Origin of the sequence: Vibrio sp. TRT 21S02, assembly GCF_050113675.1 — a bacterium.
Lineage (GTDB): Bacteria > Pseudomonadota > Gammaproteobacteria > Enterobacterales > Vibrionaceae > Vibrio.
The window spans coordinates 317,302-338,831 of sequence record NZ_JBNJOI010000001.1 but is presented as its reverse complement, the minus strand read 5'-3'; the positions used below and the strand labels follow the sequence as shown (position 1 = coordinate 338,831).

Sequence of the window (21,530 nt, the reverse complement as noted above, 5' to 3'; positions counted from 1 at the left end):
ATTTCGGTTTTTCCGATAAAAACACCATCATAGTGCGTATATTCCTTATCCAGTTATCCTTATATTACTTAATATTAAAAACGCAGCTCCTGATCCTGTCAAAAGCTGCGTTCAAAGTTATTTAGACTCATGTCTCAATTATTTATGCTTAATAGCCTGTTGATTGCATAAAGCCCTTAGCTTGGTGGGAACCTTCCGTCACAATTGCCCCTTCCCAGTACGGGATCACAAATGGCAGCCAACTTTCTGTGTTCATTGGTTTTGTGGTCACATCAATCCCATAGGCTGGCACTTTTATCTCCCAATCCAATGGAAGCACTTTGCCATTGGATAACGTCGTATTACGCAACGGATTCACTTGTAGTTGCTCTTCCGTAAGTGTAATCACCTTGCCATCATTGGTAGAGAGTGTGCCAAATACATGGGGAAGTTGCATTTCATGGCGATAGCGATTGACTGACAACGTTCTTTCACCATCTAAATGGATCACAAACCAATCCCAACCCTGCTGACCTTCTGCCATCAGACCACTGCCCCATTCCTTGCTCATCCAACCCGAACCTTGAACTTTCAATACTTTCCCATTGGTCAGTTGCAGGTAACCGTTTACATTCAAGAAGGGAACGGAAAGGTTATATGATGCAATAGGTAGTAAGTCATGCTTCTCGACATAACCTCTGTCACCGGGCAAGACAAATGGCCCTGACGCCATGGTTCGAAGATCTAAGCGGAACGTATCTGTAGCCGCTTGTAATTGCCCTGGAAATGGGGTCATACCAAGTGAACGCCAGCTCCAGTTATCGATCCAAATACGAAACGGTTTTTGTGTCATTCCCGCTTGGCCAATACCACCTCGAGCAATGCGTTGTTCCTTCCATGTTTTATACTGGTTTGAAATCACAACGTGAGAGACATAGAGCTGAGGGTTTTGCCACCCAGTTCGCTGATGTTCATCATTCGCGATGCGGAAATAACTCCACTGAATACCGTAAGATTCACCAAACTGATCTGTCACATTTGCAAAAAAGTGCCACCATTCATGCTGATATTCATTTTGAAATTGAAAGTCATCAGGCAAGACCACGGGTTCATTGGGTAGTACTGGTTCAAATACTTTCTTCTGGGCCTGTGAGAATACCGCCGTCACATCATCAGAGCTCCCCGCTTTCGCAAAGACCTTGTCCCATGCGTGATAGATTGCGAGACACGCTCCTAGCAATGCAAATACAAAAACTAACACCAGCACTGATTTTATGTTTTGCCTAGCCTTCATTTACAGCGCATCTCTTAATAGCTTCATTGGGGTATTTTTAATTAAACGAGTCACGGGAATCGCACCAGCAATCATGAGTGCAACCATTGCCAAAATGATCGATTGCAAATACTGGTGTGGAATAAACTGCAGTTGCAACGTCCAACCAAATGATTGCTTGATGACGATATCAACCACTAATTGAGCAAGTAGCAAACCTAAGGGCATCGCAATTACGACAGCAATTGCGCCAAATACAAACAGTTGCAAACCACCCATCAACAAGAGCTCTCTGCCTGACATTCCTAAACAGCGTAACAAGGCAATGTGCCTTTGCCGCGAGACTTCACCAGCCAAGGTCGCAAAGAAAATGCCAAACACGGCGATAACCAGCGTGATATTACCTAAGGTATCCGCAATAGAGAATGTACGATCAAACACCCGCATAGCTTGCTTATGAATGTGGCTATTATCAAACACGCGATCAGAATCGATTCGGAACACGGATTCTAATCGACGTTTAAGCCCATCTGGATTAACTCCATCTTTGAGTACTGCGCCAAGCGCAACGCTGCCACTTCCTGCTAACGAATACAGCCAATTTCGGTGAGACAATAGAACTTGATGGTAAGGATTTCCATAGTCGTAATACACACCAACAACCTGCCAACCACCGCCAAGTTGTTCACCTAAATCAATATAGTCACCAGGTCGGATATCCAGCTTAATCGCCATCGACTCACTGACCATCACCCCTTTTGAATGGTGTAAATGGTACCAGTAATTTGGCACGCCTAATTTTACAGTAAGAGAGTCTAATTCACCCTCAGACGCACCAGAGCTCACTACCTGTAGCGGGCCTTGGTCTGTTTGAACTTCATCTTCCCAGCGCCACCACACTGATGACACTTCAGGTTGATTTGAAAGCCAGCCGCTCATTCGTGCTGCCGCATTATTATTCGGGTAGATATAAAGATCCGCAGCCAGCCTTTGACTCAGCCATTTGTCTGTCGTATCGCGGAAACTGCCAACCATGGTTTCAACACCAATATTAGCCGCCATAGCCAGCATAAATGCCATCGTTGCAATACCACGATAGCTCATGCTGGCTGCTGCATCAGCGAAAAACCAACGTACTTTTACCCAACGCAGTGAATAAGAGAAACTATTGAACACTTTCCAAATAATATACGGGGTAAACAATGCAACACTGAGTAGCATTAAGCCGATAATGGCAAAACCAGACTCTTGGCTTTGCGGTGCTTGATAGATAGCAATCGCAGCCACACAAAGCGCACACGATAACAACGCCTGAAGTGTAAATTCCGTACCTGCAAATCGTACTAGCGACAAACGAGCCGTCAGTCGAATTGGTTGCGAGCGCAGTAAACGCACCAACGGCCATGCACACGCGACAAAGGCACCAATGATTGTCATTCCCAAACTGTATCCGGATGAACGCCAGCTCCACTGAATGGCTAGCCCAACGTTCGCGTCATAAAGATCACCAAGACTCGCAGATACTGAAGGGAGAAGTTGGTTTGCAAGCAAGGTGCCTAAAATATTCCCGCATGCCCAGCTTAATAAAACCAATACCACCAACTCACAAGACAAAGCCTGAGTTAATTGCCAACCTGAAACCCCAGTTTGGCGAAGCGTACCGACCAATGGCTGACGCTGGATAAGAGACAAAGACATCGCTTGATAGAAAATAAACAGTCCAACAAGAAACGCTAGCATCCCCATCGCACTTAAATTCATATGGAAAGCTTCCGTCAAAGACTCAAGCTCTGCACGTGAGCTGCGTGACATCAGCATGCCATTTGGCAAGCTGTCTTTTAGTTTATTGAGTTTTTTCTGCGACATTTCGCCACAAGCAATAACAGAGATGCCCGATGTCCGATCAAGCATACGCAGTAACGAGATATCAGCGATAATACGCGTCCCATTAAGCATGTGTTTTTGATCAACATACAATGGACCTAAGCGGCTACCATCTTCCAGAGTGATAAAGTCGTTGTCTTCCCACCCCATATGGTTCGCTAAATCGTTACTGACTAAAATGGGGTATGGGGGATTCATCAACTCTAATGTTGATAAATCATCAAGATGGATGCCGGGTTGAAGCTGCAGCATCGCAACAGGATCAATACCCACCAAGGTCAAGTCATGACCGTCATTATTATTCAATCGAAGACTGGAAAATGGCGCACATTGGTTAAAGCCATCCCTGCGTAACTGAATATAGAAGCCCTGAGGAATTTTATTGTTTTCGTGTTTAGAGCGAATGCGATAAGGAAGTGGATTAGAAAATAGCTTTTCGCCGTGCTCGTAGCTTTGCCGAGCGTGATCATTGATTGCCGTCACTCCAACGAGTAAAGAGACACCAAGAGTAAGACCTAGCCAGACAAGAAGAATTTGAAAAGGATAACGTCTGTAATGGCCAAGTAATGCTTTAATTACGGGCCATAACATGCAGCTGCCCTCCTTGCAGGCGCACGCGACCTTCCATGTGTTCGGCAACTTTCTCACTGTGGGTGACAAGCAATAGAGTGCACTCTAATTGGCGAGTAAGTGTGGTGAGCAAACGCATCACGGCTTCAGCATTACGTTCATCCAAACTTCCTGTTGGCTCATCCGCTAACAACAATTTGGGTTCCATGTAGAGAGCACGAGCGATAGCTGCGCGCTGTTGCTGCCCACCAGAGGCTTCTTCAGGATAACGGCCTAGGAGTGGCATTAAATCTAACGCGGACAAAATCTGACGCCATAACCCTTGATCATCAGGTAGACCTTTGAGTTGGCGACAAAAGCGAATGTTATCAGCAATATTTAAGGTAGGAAGCAAGTTAAACTGTTGAAAGATAAGACCGATGTTATTACGGCGGTAGGCGGTACGTTTGCTTTCTGAGACTTGATGCATGGTAAATTTTGGAAAGCAAATTTCACCAGAATCGACCGTGTCTAAGCCAGCGATAAGGTTCAGTAATGTACTCTTGCCTGACCCACTTTCTCCCATCAACGCAATTTGTTCACCTTGCTTAAGAGACAGTTCAGCACCTTGTAAAACTGGATGAAATTCACCGCCATCTACATAGCCTTTACACAGGTCTGTCAGCTGTAACATTAACTGTCTCACAATTGCTTCAAAGAGGTATGAGAATCTACACTAAATCACGCACAGTAGGAAGCTTTTTGGATACTAGATCACAAGATATGCATTTATTTGCAATAACTGGTCGTGCGATGTCTAATTTTCAATCAAATTTCGCATCCACTTCTTGCTTTTCATACGGTATAGCGAGCCACCCCATTTGATCACTTCTTCAGTGAGAAACAGAACATAAATCCATTCAGGCTTCCACCCCAAGCTCATTGCAGCAAATGCTGCTACGGGAATACCAATGACCCACTGTGCAATCAAATCTTGATAGAGACAGAACTTCACATCGCCTCCCGCTCTCAGCACCCCAACGATCACCATCATGGGAATAGCGCGAAGAACGATACCAACACTTAGAATGACAATAAATTTTTCAGACAATGCACGCGTTTCCGCTGTCAACGCACTAAAGGCGTCTAAAACTAAGCTATGGCAAAGATAAAGCAGGATCGCAACAACAATCGCAACGATTAAATTAAGCACAGTCATACCAAGTGCTTGGTAATACACTTGGTCATAATTCTTAGCACCTAACTGGTTTCCAACTAATACCGCAGCCGCATTCGAAAGCCCTATCATCATTGCTAAAGCAATGGATTCAACAGGTGTCATCACCGATAAGGCAGCCAACCCTTGAACACCAGAGTGCCCCATAATGGCATGGTAAACAAATAACCCCCCAGCCCATGCTAAAAAATTAAATGTTGTTGGCATTGATAACTTAAGGAAACGGGTAACCTTGCTCCACAACATCACCGCACGAATGTCAGCCCAACCAAAAGCCAGCAAATGTTTTTTCAGATATAAGTAGCCATATAAGGTACCGACTTCAATAGCACCACTGCATACTGTCGCAATCGCAGCGCCTTTGATCCCCATAGGTGGGAAGCCCAACTTACCGAAAATAAACACCCAGTTAAGGAAAATGTTAGACACAATACCAATACCACTAAAGAAGGTACTGATACCTGGCTTGTGCATCGCCCGTAAGCCGACTGCCATACTCGCAACGCAAGCCACAGCAAACATTGTTACCGCAGTTACAACAAGGTATTCACTTCCTAACGCAATGACTTCAGCATCATCCGTTGTTAACGCCATAATTTGACTAGGAAAGAGAACAAATAACGCAACCGTAAAGGCCGCAAAGAACATCGCGACTAGCCAGGTTAACGCGGTACTTTCTCGTACACCGTTTCTATCAGATGCTCCCCAATATTGCGCGGTGAGCATGGCTCCCCCCGTTGTCACGCCTACTAACATAATTGTCGTAACAAAAGTTGCCCGAGCAGCAACACCAACTGCTGCAATTTCAGCTTCACCTAACTGACCCAGCATGAGTACATCAACAAGACCACGGCTAGAAAACATGATACTTTGCAATGTAATAGGCAGTGCGATAGCAATGAGGCGGCGTAAAAAATCACCTCGAGTATGGAAGAGAACTTGAGAAGCTAACACTTGAACACCACCTAGCGTACAACGCCTTGAAAATATTGAGAAAAGCAAGTTAACCATTATACGGTGTAGATTATAAAACAACCACGAGTTTCATAAGGGATATTGATGAAAAAAGTGCTGGTATTGGGAGCATCAGGCTACGTTGGCTCACAACTTTTAAAAAAACTCGCACAGCAAGGCTATTGTGTCACTGCAGCTTCCCGTCACGTCAACTATTTACAAGCACGAACCGAACCGCATGCCAATATCAACATTCAATACCTCGACTTAGCTGACCTTTCAGAAACCCAGCAACTTATCCCTCAGTTTGAGCTGGTGTTTTTCCTCGTTCATGGCATGGCTCATGGGTATGATTTTATCGACTACGAACTTTCTTTGGCAGAAAACTTTAAGCTTGCTCTTCAAGGAAGCTCGGTCAAACATGTGATTTACCTCAGTGCGATTCAACCCCAAACTGGAAACTCAGAACATTTAAAAGCACGCCGAATGACAGGCGAGATCATTCGTCAGGCTGGTATTCCTATCACTGAAGTGCGCGCTGGTGTCATTATTGGTCCAGGATCGGCGGCTTTCGAAATCATGCGGGATTTTGTCTACAACCTCCCTATTTTGATAGCGCCTAAGTGGGTCGACTCCAAAGCAAATCCAATCGCCTTAGATAACCTAAACCATTACCTGTTAGAGCTTGCCAAAGAAAATCCAACATGCCACCACATCTATGAAGCAGGTGGCCCAGATACCCTTAGCTATCGACAACAATTTAAAATCATTTGTGATACAGCAAAGCGCCCTTTCAGGTTATGGTCAACGGCATTACTTACCCCAAAAATGGCCTCTCATTGGCTTGGAATGGTGACTTCTGTCCCCTCCAGCATTGGTCAAGCGCTCCTTGCCGGGCTTGAGCATGATTATGTGGCGAACAGCCAAGAGCTAGAAGAAAAGTACCCCCAGCCACTCATTTCCTATAAAGAGATGGTCGAACAAAGCATTGCACATGAAGGTAAATTCATTCGTAGTAATGTATGGGGGTTCGATCCTGCTGCGCTCAGCCGTTGGCAACCCGGATACGGGTATTATCCAAAACAAACTGGAGCCAGTATTAAAACAGGTTTGAGTAAGGCGCAGTTATGGCAAGTAGTGAAACAGATCGGCAGCCCCAAAGAAGGCTATTTTTTTGCTAATGCGTTGTGGCGGACTCGAGAGTGGCTTGATGTATTGTTTGGCGGACAAAGACCCGTTCGTTGCTCACCACCTGGACCAGAGTTGAAAGTGGGTGATCATATCGACTCTTGGAAAGTGATTCGCTGTGAAGAGAACCAGTTTCTTTCCCTATTATTTGGAATGAAAGGACCGGGACTGGGGAGGCTGGAATTTACATTAGAAGAGTGCGACGAAGGAACCGAGTTAACCGTAAAAGCTTGGTGGCACCCGCAAGGGTTTCTTGGTCTGCTCTACTGGTTTGCCATGATGCCTGCACACTTGTTTATTTTTAAAGGTATGGTCAAAGCAATTGCACAAAAAGCAAACCAGCAGCCCCAGTAAAAGGCACTGCTGGTTGTTCAACGACTCGTAAACGAGCCTTAATCCGCTTTAAACGACAATGGAATTTCAGCCAATTGTGTTCCCATATTTGCTGGGAAAATAAGGTATTCACCGTGATATTTAACGTTCGATTTATAATCCGTTACCTTATGCACCATAAAGCCCGCTGCGGTTGCCTTTTCCACAAACTCTGCATGGTTGCCACGGACAAACCAACTCATCGGTTTTACCAGCGTTTCATTATCGAAGCAATCTTCACACTGCTCCGAGCAAAGGGCTAATGAGTTTTGACCTTCCGTAAAAATCTGAACTTTGCCACAATTCACCAAAGGCTCACCTGTTGAAACTTCCCATTCTGATGCTTCCATAGCATCCAAGAAAGCTTCGATTTGTTTATCGGTGATTGCTGCTGGTGTTTCTCCTTCCGTAAAGAAACTGGCGTAAAAGGCAGAAATACGCTTGAAGATAAAAATTAACCCAGCATCGTTACCTTTTGAACGTCCTGCTTTTTGCCAGCGAGTTAAATCCCCGACCACAGAGCGATCAAAACGCTGTCCTTTTAAAGCCTTTGTAACCCAACGAACCAGAAAATGGTTATTAGAGACTGGTGCATCGGCCAGTTTCCCTGATTGATGCTCAGCACGTAGCTCAGCTAATGCGCTATTTACAAGTTTTTGTATTTCAATTGTGTATACAGACATTAAGCCTTTCTTCCAAAAATCCAATACCAAGCTGCCGATATTACAGAACAGGCAGACATAACAACAATCATTGGCCACGCGACCCCATTTGGCATGGCAGCCACGATAGCACCAATTAGTGACCCTGTACCAAAACGCAATGTGCCTGCCAAAGACGATGCGGTGCCCGCCATATGCGGATAACCACTCAGCAACAGCCCCATTGAGTTACTGCCAATAGTAGATAAGGTACCAATGAATAAAACGACAAATGGTACGGTGCCCCACAATCCAAGATCAAGTAGCCAGCCAACAAACAACCCGACACCCGCAAGCAACTGCACAGCTAAGCCAAATCGAAGCATGGCATGTGAACCCACTTTTTTCACCATTCGACCGTTAATACTGGTCATGATGATCATCGCAACGATGTTCAAGCCAAATAAATAACCAAACTGATCCGGTTGAACCCCATATAAATCGATATATACAAAAGAACCAGCGGTTAAAAATGCAAACATGCCTGCAAAAGAGAACGCCCCAGAAAGGATCAGTCCCATGGCAACAGGATTGCGAAACAAACTGGTGTAGTTACGTATGGTTGCCCCTAAACGTAACGGTTGGCGTTTCTCTACCGCTAAGGTTTCTGGAATTTTCCAGAAAACCAGCATAATAACGACAACCGCAAACGCAGCTAGAATCCAAAAAATAGAACGCCAACCAAACCAAATTGCTACGTGTCCACCGATCATTGGAGCCACAAGTGGTGCAATGGTAATAACCAAAGTGACAAACGACATAGCGCGAGCAAAGTCCTCGCGGTCAAACATGTCTCGCACCACCGCTTGGATGATCACTGCTGCCGCGGCACCAGCAAAACCTTGTGCGGCACGCACATACGTAAGTGATTCGATATCTTGCGTTGTTGCACTGACAATGGCGGCAATACCAAAGAAAAACACACCGCCGATTAATACAGGGCGACGGCCAAAGCTGTCGGCAAGCGGACCATGAATAAGCTGACCAAGAGCAAAACCAGCTGTATATGCTGTTAACGTGATCTGAACTTGGCCCGCAGTCACACCAAGATCTTTTGCGATGGTTGGCATCGCCGGAAGATACATATCAATCGCTAGAGGTGTGAGTGCACCAATGGCACCAAGCACAAGGAAGAGCAAAAAACTGATTTTAGGTGCCGAAGAAGGGTTCATTGCCGCAGAGTTATCTGACATAAGTCTCCTGATTGGTTGCGTGTGAATGCAGCGCTCCCTGCTGCAACCAAACGAAATAAAAATCAGCATGCTCAATATGCTGATAGTCACTATGCGATCTTGACGTATTTTCGTGCTATTGACTAGTTCCCAATAGGAATTAAAGTATTTCCTACAAGAGTTATTCTTGCTTAAGAATGATTATTTCCACACCGAATCAATTTCTTCTTGAGTAAGGTTACGGTACTCACCCGGTTCTAGATTTTCATCCAAAATAATCTCACCAATACGCTCACGATGCAGATGCTCTACTTTGTTCCCCAAAGCTGCAAACATCCGTTTTACTTGGTGATATTTTCCTTCATGAATGGTCAGCAAGACCTCTTTCTCTTCCTCATCAATGATGGTTAATTGCGCAGGTAGAGTCGGCTCTTTTTCATTACGAAGCTCGATGCCTTCGGCAAATTTCTCGCAATAATCAGGCTGAATAGGATCAGCTAACCACACACGATATGTTTTCTCACATTTGTGTTTTGGCGAGGTGATTCGATGAGACCATTGACCATCATCTGTGATCAGTACAAGACCCGTGGTATCCACATCTAAACGGCCAGCAAAGTGCAGGTCTTCCATCTTCACTTCATCGAGCAAAACAAACGCAGTGTGGTTGAATCCATCTTCATGCGAACACACAAAACCATCAGGCTTGAACAACATGATATAGCGTGGCCCCGGCTTTGCGAGCTCGCGCCCTTGCCACTCAACAACGCAGGACTCCGTGACTTTATAAGAGCCACTTTTTTGCATCACATCGTTAACGGTGACATCACCACTTTTAATGATCTTGGTGGCTTCTTTACGTGTTGCGCCTAACGCGTCACACAAATATTTATCTAAACGCATGAATACCTCATCTCATCAGGGCAGGTATTATAGACACCTTTCTTTATTTAGTTGAATGGTTTCGCGATACAACTGATTATTGATTGTTTAAGTCACACAAACTTTTTGAACAATTTTGCTTTATCGAGCAATCCTTCCAGATCTCGCATTCGATTGCTGGTTTCAGACCACGTCGCTGATTGAACCGCTTCTACTAAGGCTTCAACCAAAAATGTAATCGCAATGGTTGAGTCCCATGCTGATGGCGCTTCTATCCGTGCATGAAAAACATGTTGCGCCAGTTTTCCAACCGGAGATCCCCACTGATCCGTAAACAGAATCACACTTACACCACGGCTTCGTACGAGCTCTGCCAAGGTAAGAATATCATTCTCATAACGGCGAACATCGAACACGACTAAGGTATCTCCGGGTTTCATATTAATCACATAATGTGACCAACAATTTGCATTCGGCCCCACCATGGTGACATTCGCTCTCACTACCTGCATATGAGTAAACATATATTCAGCAATGGAGTGGCTGATCCGGCCGCCCACGATGTAAAGTGAACGTTCTTGATCACTCAACATATCAACCACTTGGTTGAACATGGCTTCATCAATTTGGCCAACGGTTTGGCGTATATTATTGACGGCCATGTCGGCAAACCTATCGAGTAAATGCAGTTTTTCATCCACATTTTGGATTGATGCATGCTTCTCAATTGGGCTTTTTAAGGTATCCCCTATTTCTTCATGAATACTGCGCTGCATGTCTGGAAAACCTGAAAACCCAAGCTTCTTCGCCAAACGAACCACGGTTGGAGAAGAAACCTTTGCCGCCTCCGACAGCGATACAACCGTCCCCAAACTGGATGCCGGGTAATTCTCTAACATCACATTCGCTAACTGTCTTTCTGCCCGAGTGAGCGAAGCAAAACCCGCTTTAATTCTTTCCGAAACTTTCAACATATTTCTCATGCCACCTAATGAATATGACTCGCCAACAGTAGGATTGTAACAAAAATTACACCCTATCAAAAATTAAAAAAATATTTTCTGTAATTATATTGACAGAATTATAATTTCTGTAATTATGGATACAAATTGATCAATATTTAACCTTTCATTAACAAAAAATGATCAATTTAAGTTCAGAAAAGCATAGAGAGAAGCCATGTAGTTTCTTGTGCTATCAGTAAGAAAATGGAGTTGTTAATGAAGCCAGATCCCATCAATTCATTGCCTAAACCCATCATTAAGTTTGTGAAGGTTGTCGAGGCGATTAATCGTAAAGTTGGCCGTTTTGCCATGTACCTCATTTTCGTAATGATCGGTATTTTGCTCTACTCATCCGTGTCCAAAACGTTTTTCTACCCTTCTTTGTGGACACTTGAAATGGCCCAATTCGTCATGGTGGCTTTTTATATGTTGGGTGGCCCTTATTCCATGCAGCTGCATAGCCATGTTCGCATGGATCTTATTTATGGCAATTGGAGTGTCCGCAAAAAAGCCATCATCGATAGCATTACGGTGATCATGTTAATCACCTACCTTGCGATCCTTCTCTACGGAGGGTTATCCAGTACCAGTTATGCCCTTGAGTATGGTGAACGTAGCTACTCAGCATGGCGGCCTTACATGGCACCGATAAAAATCATAATGTGCGTCAGCGTATTTCTCATGTTACTTCAAGCAATCGCAGTTTGGTTGAGAGATATCGCCACCGTTGTTTATGGAAATAAGACGGAGGCAAACTCATGAGCTACGAAATGATCGCACTTCTTATGTTTTCAGCGATGATGCTAATGCTGCTGACGGGTCAGCGTGTGTTTGCCGTCATTGGGTCAATTGCAGTGATCGCAGCCCTTTTGCTTTGGGGGAATGGTGGCTCTGAAATTGCTTTCAGTTCAGCTATTAAGCTCATGAAATGGTACCCACTGCTCACACTCCCACTCTTTATTTACATGGGATACATGTTGTCGGAATCTGGCATTGCTGAAGACCTCTATCGCATGTTCCACGTATGGACAGGCAACCTAAATGGCGGCCTCGCTATCGGCACCATTGGACTGATGGTGATTATCTCTGCAATGAATGGACTCAGTGTCGCAGGTATGGCGATTGGCGCAAGCATTGCGTTGCCCGAACTGCTTCGACGTGGTTACGACAAAATTATGGTCACCGGTGTCATTCAAGCAGGCAGCTCGCTTGGTATTTTAGTGCCCCCCAGCGTGGTGTTGGTTCTTTATGGCATGATTGCGCGCCAACCCGTTGGACAACTCTGGCTTGCCGGTGTATTTCCCGGGTTGCTTATGGCCACCCTGTTCATTATCTATATCGTCATACGCTGTAAGCTACGCCCGGAGCTGGGTCCTGCGCTACCAGAAGAAGAACGAAACGTTAGCTTGAAAGAGAAGCTATTGCTATTGCGCGCAGGCATCACACCACTTTTGATTTTTGTTTCCATGACGGGGCTGTTTCTGCTGGGAGTCACAAGCTTGGTTGAGAGCTCCGCTGTGGGCGCGGTTGCCGCTACCATCGCTGCGATCGCAAAGAAGCGCCTGACTCGAAATGTCATGGAAGAAACCTTAAGAAAGACCCTTGCCATTAGCTGCATGTTTATGTGGATCATACTAGCAGCATTATGTTTTGGCGCAGTGTTTGATGGTATTGGCGCAGTTAAAGCCATCGAAGCATTCTTTATTGAGCGATTAAATCTCACGCCATGGCAAGTGCTGCTTTTGATGCAATTGTCTTATCTCATCATGGGAACATTTCTCGATGACACAGCAATGCTGGTGATCGTCGCGCCTTTATACGTGCCTTTGGTCGGTGCATTAGGCTTTGATTTGCTTTGGTATGGCGTGCTTTACACCATTACCTGTCAGATTGCTTATATGACTCCGCCTTTCGGTTACAACTTGTTCCTCATGCGTGCTATGGCACCCCCAGAAATTTCGCTGAAAGACATCTACGTCTCAATCATCCCCTTCGTGCTCATCATGATATTCGGGCTGATTCTGGTGATGGCTTTCCCACAATTGGCTTTATGGCTTCCGCAGTACCACTACGGCCAATAACTATGACCTAAGTAACGACCTTTAACTTGGACAAGCAAACGCATTCCACGGAGGAATAAACCATGTCTAGTAGAAGAGATTTCCTTAAAAAAGCAGGAGCGGTTTCGGCCGTTGGTGCGACCGCAATTGTCGGTGCTCCCGCCATCGCTAACAGCAAGAAAACCATAAAATGGCGCTTGCAAACCTATGCCGGACCTGCACTTGGCGAACATGTCATTAAGCCTGCTGTGGATGCGTTTAACAAAGCTGCCAATGGTGAAATGGTCATCGAGCTGTTTTACGCCGATCAACTTGTACCAACCGGTGAGTTGTTCCGAGCAATGCAACGCGGAACCATTGACGCAGTACAAAGTGACGATGACTCCATTGCTGCTCCGGTTGATGTCTCTGTATTTGGTGGCTACTTCCCATTTGCAACTCGCTACAGCCTTGATGTTCCCGTCCTGTTTGAGCAATACGGCTTAAAAGAGATCTGGCAGGAAGCCTATGGCGAAGTCAAAGGTGTAACTTGGTTGTCCGCTGGGGCGTGGGATCCATGCCACTTTGCCACCGTCAAACCGATTCGAAGCCTAGCTGACCTCAAAGGGAAACGCGTGTTTACCTTCCCAACAGCTGGTCGCTTTTTGTCTCGCTTTGGCGTTATTCCCGTGACCTTACCGTGGGAAGACGTCGAAGTGGCGATCCAAACGGGAGAGCTCGATGGCATTGCGTGGTCAGGTATCACCGAGGATTACACCGTCGGCTGGGCTGATGTGACTAAGTACTTTTTGACCAACAACATCTCCGGAGCATGGTGCGGATCGTTCTTTGCCAATAGTGAGCGCTGGAATGCACTTCCTGAACACCTGAAAACACTATGGCGTTTATGCATGGATAGTTCGCACTACTACCGACAACATTGGTATTGGGGCGGAGAAGCTAAGCTTCGTGTAGAAGGAACAAAACTTGAGTTAACCACCATTCCGGATGACGAATGGAAAACTGTTGAACAAGAAGCTCTGGTGTTTTGGGATGAGATTGCCAAAACCAGCCCCAGAGCGAAGCGTGTCGTCGACATCTTTAAGCAGTATGCCGCCGATATGGAAAAAGCAGGAAAACCGTACCGCTACAGCTAATAGGGAATGCACCGGCATCATGCCGGTGCCCAGAGGACAATAAAATGGATGCAAGATCAGTTAAAACCATCGAAGACGCCAAAAAAATTGTTGAAGAACGTGGCTTAAGCCATGTCAAAGTTGGTCTGTTCGATAACGATGGGATTATGCGCGGAAAGTACATGTCGAAAGACAAGTTCTTTTCTTCACTGGATAACGGCTTTGCGTTTTGCGATGTGGTTTTAGGCTGGGATGCAAAGGACCAGCTCTACGACAACACCACCTACACCGGCTGGCACACAGGCTACCCCGACGCGCCTGTAGTGATTCTTCCAGACACCTGCCGCGATGTTTTGGATGAAGAAGGCATGCTGCTTTTTATTGCAGAATTCGATGACAAAGCGTCACTAGTATGCCCAAGAGCAACCTTGAACCGCGTATTAAAACAATATGATGATTTAGGCCTGAATGCTTTTGCTGCCTTCGAATATGAATTTTTTGTGTTCAACGAAACACCTCACTCGGTTAGGGAAAAGCATTATCACGATCTTGAACCAATTACACCCGACTGGTTCGGCTATTCCATGATCCGAAACTCGACGTACCTAGAGCTCTATCAACAACTCTTAGACTTAAGCCAGACCATGGACTTCCCTATCGAAGGGATCCACTCTGAGACCGGCCCCGGTGTGATTGAAGCAGCACTATCGGTAGACTCGGCAATGAACGCGTCAGATAAAGCGGCCCTTTTCAAAACCTACACAAAAGTACTGGCCCAACGAAATGATTTGATGGCGACCTTTATGGCGAAATGGAGTAATGACTGTCCCGGCCAAAGCGGCCACATTCATATTTCGCTGCAAAACAAAGATGGCAGCTCTGCTTTCTACGATCCGAATGGCCAACACAATATGAGTGCTCTTCAACGTCACTTTGTTGCAGGATTACAGCGCTTAATGCCCGATTTTTTATGCATGGTCGCCCCAACCGTCAATAGTTATCGACGCATGATCCCGGGCTTCTGGGCTCCTACACATGCCACTTGGGCGGTTGAAAACCGCACGACGTCCCTTCGCGTGATCCCCGGCTCTTCCAAAAGCCAACGTGTGGAATATCGCATCGGGGCGGCTGACGGGAATCCGTATCTCGCACTCGCTGCCGCGCTGGCCAGTGGCTTGTGCGGCATCATCAACAAATGGGAGCCGGGCGAACCTATTGTAGGTAACGCTTACGACCAAGAGATTCCTGAAGAACTAAAACTTCCACCTACATTATGGGATGCTGCTCAACGGCTAAAAGCCTCTTCACATGCCAGAGAAGTCTTAGGTGATGAATTCGTTGACCACTTTGCAGCCAGCCGTGAATGGGAAGAACGAGAGTTTAGAAAAGCTGTGACCGACTGGGAACTGAAACGCTACTTCGAAATCATCTGATCAATGACACGACTGAATAGGTTAAAAACGCATGGAACAAAATACCCTATCGCCAATCGACAATAAGGTCTGTGTAACACGCCCGCTAGCCACTGCCGAGCAGATTGAAGCCACCGTGAGCACAGCGTCATTAAGTCAAAAGCAGTGGCAAAATTTACCGCTGGATACACGCAAAGCCATTTGCACACAAGCGATTGAAAACTTTGTCGCTCAAAAAGAGCAGATTGCTCAAGAGATCACAATGATGATGGGCAGGCCCATTAGCTACACCCAAGGGGAAGTCCATGGTGTCGCAGAGCGCGCCCTTTCGATGATTGAGCAAGCTGAAGCCGCACTTGCTGATATTCAATTGCCACAAAAATCTGGCTTTCAGCGCTACATCAAACGGGTCCCTGTTGGCACTGTATTGGTTATCGCACCGTGGAACTACCCCTACTTAACAGCGATCAATGCAGTAATTCCAGCCTTATTGGCAGGCAATAGTGTGGTGCTTAAGCATTCAGCACAAACCCCATTATGTGCAGAACGTTTAGTTGAAGCCTTTAAAAATACGGGAATTCCAAACGGTGTGTTTCAATATCTGCACACCGATCATCCTTCAACGGAAAAACTGATCCAACACCCCAAAATCAACTACGTTGCCTTTACTGGCTCTGTAGCAGGTGGTGCGATGGTTGAACGAAATGCGGCAGGCCGTTTCATTGGTGTTGGCTTAGAGCTGGGTGGCAAAGACCCAGCCTATGTACGTCAAGATGCAGATCTTGAACACGCGGTCGCCACGTTGGTTGATGGTGCATTTTTCAATTCAGGACAATCTTGTTGCGGCATCGAGCGAATTTATGTTCATCAATCTATCCATGACGAGTTTGTGCAAAAAGCGGTAACACTAGCTAAGCAGTATAAACTTGGCAACCCAACCGACAGTCACATCACTCTGGGTCCACTGGTTCGCACTGAAGCGGCTGATTTTGTGAGAGAGCAAATTGCAGAAGCGATCAGTCAAGGGGCCGAGCCTCATATCGATGAAGCATTGTTTCCAGCCAGTGCGATTGGCACGCCTTATCTCGCACCGCAAATCCTAACTCAGGTGAACCATTCAATGCGTGTAATGACGGAGGAATCCTTCGGCCCTGTCGTTGGTATTCAAGCCGTCGCCGATGATGATGAAGCCATCCGATTAATGAACGATTCAGAATTTGGCCTCACCGCTTCTATTTTTACCTCTGATGAAGCACTTGGTGTGAAACTGGGAGAACAAGTCGAAACCGGCACCTTTTTTGTCAATCGCTGTGACTATCTCGACCCAGAACTAGCATGGACCGGTATCAAAAACTCAGGTAGAGGTTGCACGCTTTCTCAGATCGGCTTTGACATGTTAACTCGTCCAAAATCATTCCATATTAAAACATTGGGAGAAGGCTGATGACTTTCACAAACTGGAACTATCCCACGTCAATCAGTGTCGGCGAAGGCGTATTAGATGCTCTGCCTGAGCATTGTAAAAGGCTCAATATGCATGCACCTTTGCTGGTCACAGACCCGTTTCTAGCCGGACTCGACATCGTGACTAACCTCGTCACGCAATGTCAGCAGCAAGATATCAAGATACAGGTTTTTTCCGACATTCAAGGCAACCCAACCGATACCAATATCAATCACGGAATCGATGCCTACAATGCCAACGCTCATGATGGCATCATCGCTTTTGGTGGTGGTTCGAGTTTGGATGCCGCCAAAGCCATTGCTTTATGCGCTTGCCAAACTCTACCTCTTTGGAATTTTGAAGATGTTGGTGACAATTGGGCACAAGCTGACGAGTCAAAAATTGTCCCGGTGATCGCGATTCCTACCACCGCAGGAACGGGGTCTGAAGTTGGTCGAGCGTCGGTGATTACGGATGCAACTACCCACGTTAAAAAAATTATTTTCCATCCGAAAATGATGCCTGTACAAGTACTCTTAGACCCGCTTGTTACCATTGGACTACCGGCTCACATCACAGCAGCAACGGGAATGGATGCGCTGTCCCATAGCTTGGAAGCTTATTGTGCACCGGGTTATCACCCAATGGCAGATGGCATCGCGATCGAGTCAATGAAGCTGATAAAACACTTCTTATACCCCGCCTTTCTTGACGGTAACGACATCAACGCCCGTACTCAGCTACTGGTCGCATCAAGCATGGGCGCTACAGCCTTTCAAAAGGGACTGGGAGCGATGCACGCGCTGGCTCATACATTAGGTGGTCTGTACGACAAACATCATGGCTTACTCAACGCCATTTTGATGCCCTATGTGCTGGAGGCCAATCGCTCAGAGATTGAAGACAAAATGGTGGTGCTCGCCAGAGCGTTATCACTTCAGTCACCGGGGTTTGAAGCGGTTCATCAGTGGGTCCTAAGCATGCGAGAAATCCTAGATATTCCTCACACACTTACCGAAATAGGAATTAACGCCGATGAGGCTAATAAAGTAGGTGAGCTCGCGGTACTAGACGCGGCGGCAGGTGGTAATCCAATACCGTTTACGGCGGAAGAGTACACGCAACTGTTTATGTATGCACTGACAGGTCAAAAATCACAACAATAATAAATGGTGATGGCAATGAAAATTGGCGTATTAATCTGCGACAACGTAAATCCAGCATTAGAAGGCGAATATGGTAGCTATAAAGACATGTTCCAGAAACTATTGCACGCTGTAGATAACCAGCTCAATTTACGGTTTTATTGGGTCAATAAGCGAGAGTTTCCAACTGATATTCATGAATGTGATGCTTATATCACGTCTGGCAGTAAGTCCAGCGTACTGGATAGCGAACAATGGATAAATGAACTGGAGCAGTTAATTCGCCAGATTTATCATGCGCATATTCCCTTCATCGGGATCTGTTTTGGTCATCAGATGTTAGCAAAAGCCCTCGGAGGAATGGTTGCAAAAGCACAAGTTGGTTGGGGTGTTGGCGCTGCTACCACCCCAATCCTCACACCGAAAACATGGATGGTGCCGTTTCAAACACAGGTCAACTTACTGGTTAGCCACCAAGATCAAGTGCTCTCATTGCCAGAAGACGGAGTGGTATTAGCAGGAAATGACTTTTGTCCTATATCAATGATGCAAGTCGGTTCAAAGGCGTTGGGTATTCAAGCCCATCCTGAATTTTGCGCCCCCTACTCCAAAGCATTGATTGAGGTAAGGAAAGACGCCATTCCATTAGCTGTTCAAGCCAAAGGCGTAACCTCGTTGAAACTGCCCACCGACGGGTTATTGGTCACCCAGTGGATGTTGAACTTTATCAATGAGGCCAAACAAACGCCATGATAATACCCTCGCGAAGCATAATCGCAGAAAGAATCACAAAAACAGCCGATACAAAAATGGGGCTTTAAGATAGATTTGTCAGCAATGTGGATACCTCATCACGCTTTGGTCAGGTATGATGAATGCCGATGTCCCTGTTGTTGAATGAATCCACACTCCCAATGTACACCTTACGCCCCTATCAAGCCGACTCAGTCAAAGCGGTTATCCATTACTTTCGTAAACACACTACGCCAGCGGTGATTGTTCTGCCAACGGGTGCGGGAAAAAGTCTGGTTATCGCCGAGTTAGCAAGGCTTGCTAAAGGACGCGTGTTGGTGCTGGCTCATGTAAAAGAGCTTGTAGAACAAAACCATGCAAAGTATGAAGGCTATGGATTAACAGGCGCGATTTTTTCCGCCGGACTTGGCCGAAAAGAGACCGATCAACAAGTGGTGTTTGCCTCTGTACAATCGGTCGTTCGTAACCTAGATGCTTTCAAAAACCAGTTTTCCTTATTGGTTATTGACGAATGTCACCGTGTCCCGGACGAAAAAAACAGCAGCTATCAAAAAGTCATCAGCCATTTAAGCGAGCTCAACCCCGGAATGAAGGTTTTGGGCCTCACTGCAACGCCCTATCGTCTTGGCATGGGCTGGATTTACCAATACCACACACGTGGGTTAGTTCGCTCTGAAGACACTCGTTTTTTCCGAGACTGTATTTTTGAACTGCCGATTCGCTACTTACTTGATGAAGGCTTCCTTACCCCAGCAAAAATGATGGATGCTCCAGTGCTGAGTTATGACTTCTCACAACTCAAGCCAGCAAGTACAGGACGCTATAAAGAAGCGGAACTGGATATGGTGATCGACCAAGCCAAGCGTGCCACCCCTCAAATTGTTGAGCAGATCATCCACCTTGCGAAAGACAAACAAGGCATTATGGTATTCGCCGCAACCGTACGCCATGCTCAAGAGATATTTGGCCTGTTGCCTGTGGGAGAAACTGCCTTAGTTATTGGCGATACGCCGACCCAAGAACGTGATGACATCATCTCTCGCTTTAAAAACCGCGAGGTCAAATTCCTTGTCAACGTCTCGGTTTTAACGACGGGTTTCGATGCACCACACGTAGATTTGATCGCAATACTCCGTCCGACGGAGTCGATCAGTTTGTATCAACAAATTGTCGGACGCGGTTTACGACTTTCTCCCGGGAAAACGGAATGCTTGGTGCTTGATTACGCAGGCAACAGCTATGATTTATACCAACCTGAAGTGGGCGACCCAAAACCTGACTCAGACAGTGAAATCATTACTATTCCCTGCCCTGCTTGCGGGTTTAATAATAACTTCTGGGGAAAATTAGATTCGAACGGTTTCTTACTGGAACATTTTGGCCGCCGTTGCCAGGGCTTTTTTACCGATGAAGAAACCGGCGAGCGAGAGCACTGTGGCTATCGCTTCAGAGCGAAATATTGCGGCGAATGTGGTGCAGACAATGACATTGCCGCTCGTATATGTCATGAATGTGACGCCACACTTGTTGACCCAGATAAAAAGCTTAAGGAAGCGTTAAACCTTAAAGACGCACTGGTATTTGAGTGCCTAGAAATGGATTTAAACGTGCATAAAGACCAAAATGGCAAGTCACAGCTCAAAGTGACTTACATCGGCGATAATCAAGCCCAAGTCCATGAGTTCTGGCCTCTGACGACAAAAAAACAGAAACAGACCTTCAAAGATCAATTTGTCCGCCCTCACCTTGCTGATAAACATCGTCCTTTCGAAGAAGCCTCCCCAACCAAGGTGGTCTCCCATCAACATCGCTTTCGTCCACCTCAATTTGTCATTGCCAGAAAGGTCGGACGGTTTTGGAAAATGCGCGATAAAATCTTTGAAGACGAGCTACGTTAATTTTTGAGGCCAAAGTGAAGGGACCCTAGCAATTAATAGGCACCGTTCACTTTCTATTCATTCTCGTTCATTTATACTCAGAGTGTCTTTCCCCTGAAGGTATCAATATGCTGATTAACAAGGTAAAAAGTATTGTGTCTCTGCTACTCATTGGGCTTATCGCTTCACCGGTGTTTGCCGAGCCACAGCATCAGCCAGACGGTCACGAGCTGGTGCAAGATGCCTATAAATCAGGAACTCGCGTGGAGATCGATGAAGATCAAGACGAAGTGTATCAAGCCGTGCAAAGTGGCTTGATTAAACCGTTTTCTGAACTCTACGCTACCATCGACCAAGAGCTTAATGGCCGCCTTATTAAGGTCGAGTTGGATGAAGACGATGATGAATGGGTCTATGAACTTAAACTAGTGCATGACAACAACGTCATTAAAGTGGAATACAATGCTGCCACGTTAGAAATGATCGAAATTAAAGGCCGTAACCTTCGCAACGTAATCAAAAAATAGAG

The 21,530-nt window shown here is 46.0% G+C and carries 18 protein-coding genes; 10 read left to right on the top strand and 8 right to left on the bottom strand.

Annotation, left to right across the window (positions count from 1 at the left end; all coding sequences use genetic code 11):
- Positions 1-148 precede the first annotated feature (148 nt).
- The 4 genes from ACQEXU_RS01615 to ACQEXU_RS01600 all read right to left on the bottom strand — a co-directional run bounded on the left by ACQEXU_RS01615 (position 149) and on the right by ACQEXU_RS01600 (position 5,933).
- Entirely contained in the window at positions 149-1,273 is a 1,125-nt protein-coding gene (locus tag ACQEXU_RS01615) for a lipocalin-like domain-containing protein (RefSeq protein ID WP_427009400.1), read from the bottom strand.
- On the bottom strand, positions 1,274-3,727 hold the full coding sequence (locus ACQEXU_RS01610) for an ABC transporter permease (RefSeq protein ID WP_427009399.1): 2,454 nt from the start codon (positions 3,725-3,727) through the stop codon (positions 1,274-1,276). It abuts the gene before it with no gap.
- Positions 3,708-4,379 (bottom strand): ABC transporter ATP-binding protein, encoded by a 672-nt coding sequence (locus ACQEXU_RS01605; RefSeq protein ID WP_367986612.1) that lies wholly within the window; start codon positions 4,377-4,379, stop codon positions 3,708-3,710. The genes ACQEXU_RS01610 and ACQEXU_RS01605 overlap by 20 nt, the downstream gene beginning before the upstream one ends.
- 123 nt (positions 4,380-4,502) lie before the next feature.
- Positions 4,503-5,933, bottom strand: a complete 1,431-nt coding sequence (locus ACQEXU_RS01600; RefSeq protein WP_427009398.1) for an MATE family efflux transporter — start codon at positions 5,931-5,933, stop codon at positions 4,503-4,505.
- 48 nt (positions 5,934-5,981) lie between these two features.
- On the opposite strand from ACQEXU_RS01600, the gene ACQEXU_RS01595 reads away from it, so the two are divergent.
- Positions 5,982-7,418, top strand: a complete 1,437-nt coding sequence (locus tag ACQEXU_RS01595) for a DUF2867 domain-containing protein (RefSeq protein ID WP_427009397.1) — start codon at positions 5,982-5,984, stop codon at positions 7,416-7,418.
- 38 nt (positions 7,419-7,456) lie between these two features.
- Here ACQEXU_RS01595 and ACQEXU_RS01590 read toward each other — a convergent pair whose 3' ends face one another.
- The 4 genes from ACQEXU_RS01590 to ACQEXU_RS01575 form a co-directional block, all read right to left on the bottom strand.
- Positions 7,457-8,119, bottom strand: coding sequence for a DUF2913 family protein (locus ACQEXU_RS01590; RefSeq protein WP_367986615.1), 663 nt, complete (start codon positions 8,117-8,119; stop codon positions 7,457-7,459).
- Entirely contained in the window at positions 8,119-9,330 is a 1,212-nt protein-coding gene (locus ACQEXU_RS01585; RefSeq protein WP_367986616.1) for a Bcr/CflA family multidrug efflux MFS transporter, read from the bottom strand. Before ACQEXU_RS01585 ends, ACQEXU_RS01590 begins: the two co-directional genes overlap by 1 nt.
- 180 nt (positions 9,331-9,510) lie before the next feature.
- Positions 9,511-10,212 carry a 16S rRNA pseudouridine(516) synthase RsuA gene (gene rsuA, locus ACQEXU_RS01580; protein WP_427009396.1) on the bottom strand — a complete coding sequence of 234 codons (702 nt, stop codon included), beginning with the start codon at positions 10,210-10,212 and terminating at the stop codon, positions 9,511-9,513.
- Between the two features lie 92 nt (positions 10,213-10,304).
- Positions 10,305-11,165 (bottom strand): MurR/RpiR family transcriptional regulator, encoded by an 861-nt coding sequence (locus tag ACQEXU_RS01575; RefSeq protein WP_427009395.1) that lies wholly within the window; start codon positions 11,163-11,165, stop codon positions 10,305-10,307.
- 246 nt (positions 11,166-11,411) lie between these two features.
- Here ACQEXU_RS01575 and ACQEXU_RS01570 point away from each other — a divergent pair, with 246 nt between their 5' ends.
- From ACQEXU_RS01570 to ACQEXU_RS01530, 9 genes are all read left to right on the top strand, one after another.
- The gene (locus ACQEXU_RS01570) at positions 11,412-11,957 is read left to right on the top strand and encodes a TRAP transporter small permease subunit (protein ID WP_427009394.1); all 546 of its coding nucleotides are present in this window, start codon (positions 11,412-11,414) and stop codon (positions 11,955-11,957) included.
- Positions 11,954-13,276, top strand: coding sequence for a TRAP transporter large permease (locus ACQEXU_RS01565; protein WP_367986620.1), 1,323 nt, complete (start codon positions 11,954-11,956; stop codon positions 13,274-13,276). The genes ACQEXU_RS01570 and ACQEXU_RS01565 overlap by 4 nt, the downstream gene beginning before the upstream one ends.
- Before the next feature lie 62 nt (positions 13,277-13,338).
- Positions 13,339-14,391, top strand: coding sequence for a TRAP transporter substrate-binding protein DctP (gene dctP / locus ACQEXU_RS01560; protein WP_427009393.1), 1,053 nt, complete (start codon positions 13,339-13,341; stop codon positions 14,389-14,391).
- A 44-nt stretch (positions 14,392-14,435) separates the two neighbouring features.
- On the top strand, positions 14,436-15,803 hold the full coding sequence (locus ACQEXU_RS01555; protein ID WP_427009392.1) for a glutamine synthetase family protein: 1,368 nt from the start codon (positions 14,436-14,438) through the stop codon (positions 15,801-15,803).
- 31 nt (positions 15,804-15,834) lie between these two features.
- On the top strand, positions 15,835-17,226 hold the full coding sequence (locus ACQEXU_RS01550) for an aldehyde dehydrogenase family protein (RefSeq protein ID WP_427009391.1): 1,392 nt from the start codon (positions 15,835-15,837) through the stop codon (positions 17,224-17,226).
- Complete coding sequence (locus ACQEXU_RS01545) at positions 17,226-18,392, top strand: iron-containing alcohol dehydrogenase (protein WP_427009390.1); 1,167 nt, start codon at positions 17,226-17,228, stop codon at positions 18,390-18,392. The genes ACQEXU_RS01550 and ACQEXU_RS01545 overlap by 1 nt, the downstream gene beginning before the upstream one ends.
- Positions 18,393-18,407: 15 nt before the next feature.
- Complete coding sequence (locus tag ACQEXU_RS01540) at positions 18,408-19,124, top strand: glutamine amidotransferase-related protein (protein ID WP_427009389.1); 717 nt, start codon at positions 18,408-18,410, stop codon at positions 19,122-19,124.
- A 161-nt stretch (positions 19,125-19,285) separates the two neighbouring features.
- Positions 19,286-21,022 carry a DEAD/DEAH box helicase gene (locus ACQEXU_RS01535; RefSeq protein ID WP_427009492.1) on the top strand — a complete coding sequence of 579 codons (1,737 nt, stop codon included), beginning with the start codon at positions 19,286-19,288 and terminating at the stop codon, positions 21,020-21,022.
- A gap of 107 nt (positions 21,023-21,129) precedes the next feature.
- Entirely contained in the window at positions 21,130-21,528 is a 399-nt protein-coding gene (locus ACQEXU_RS01530; protein ID WP_367986626.1) for a PepSY domain-containing protein, read from the top strand.
- The last annotated feature ends 2 nt before the right edge of the window (positions 21,529-21,530 follow it).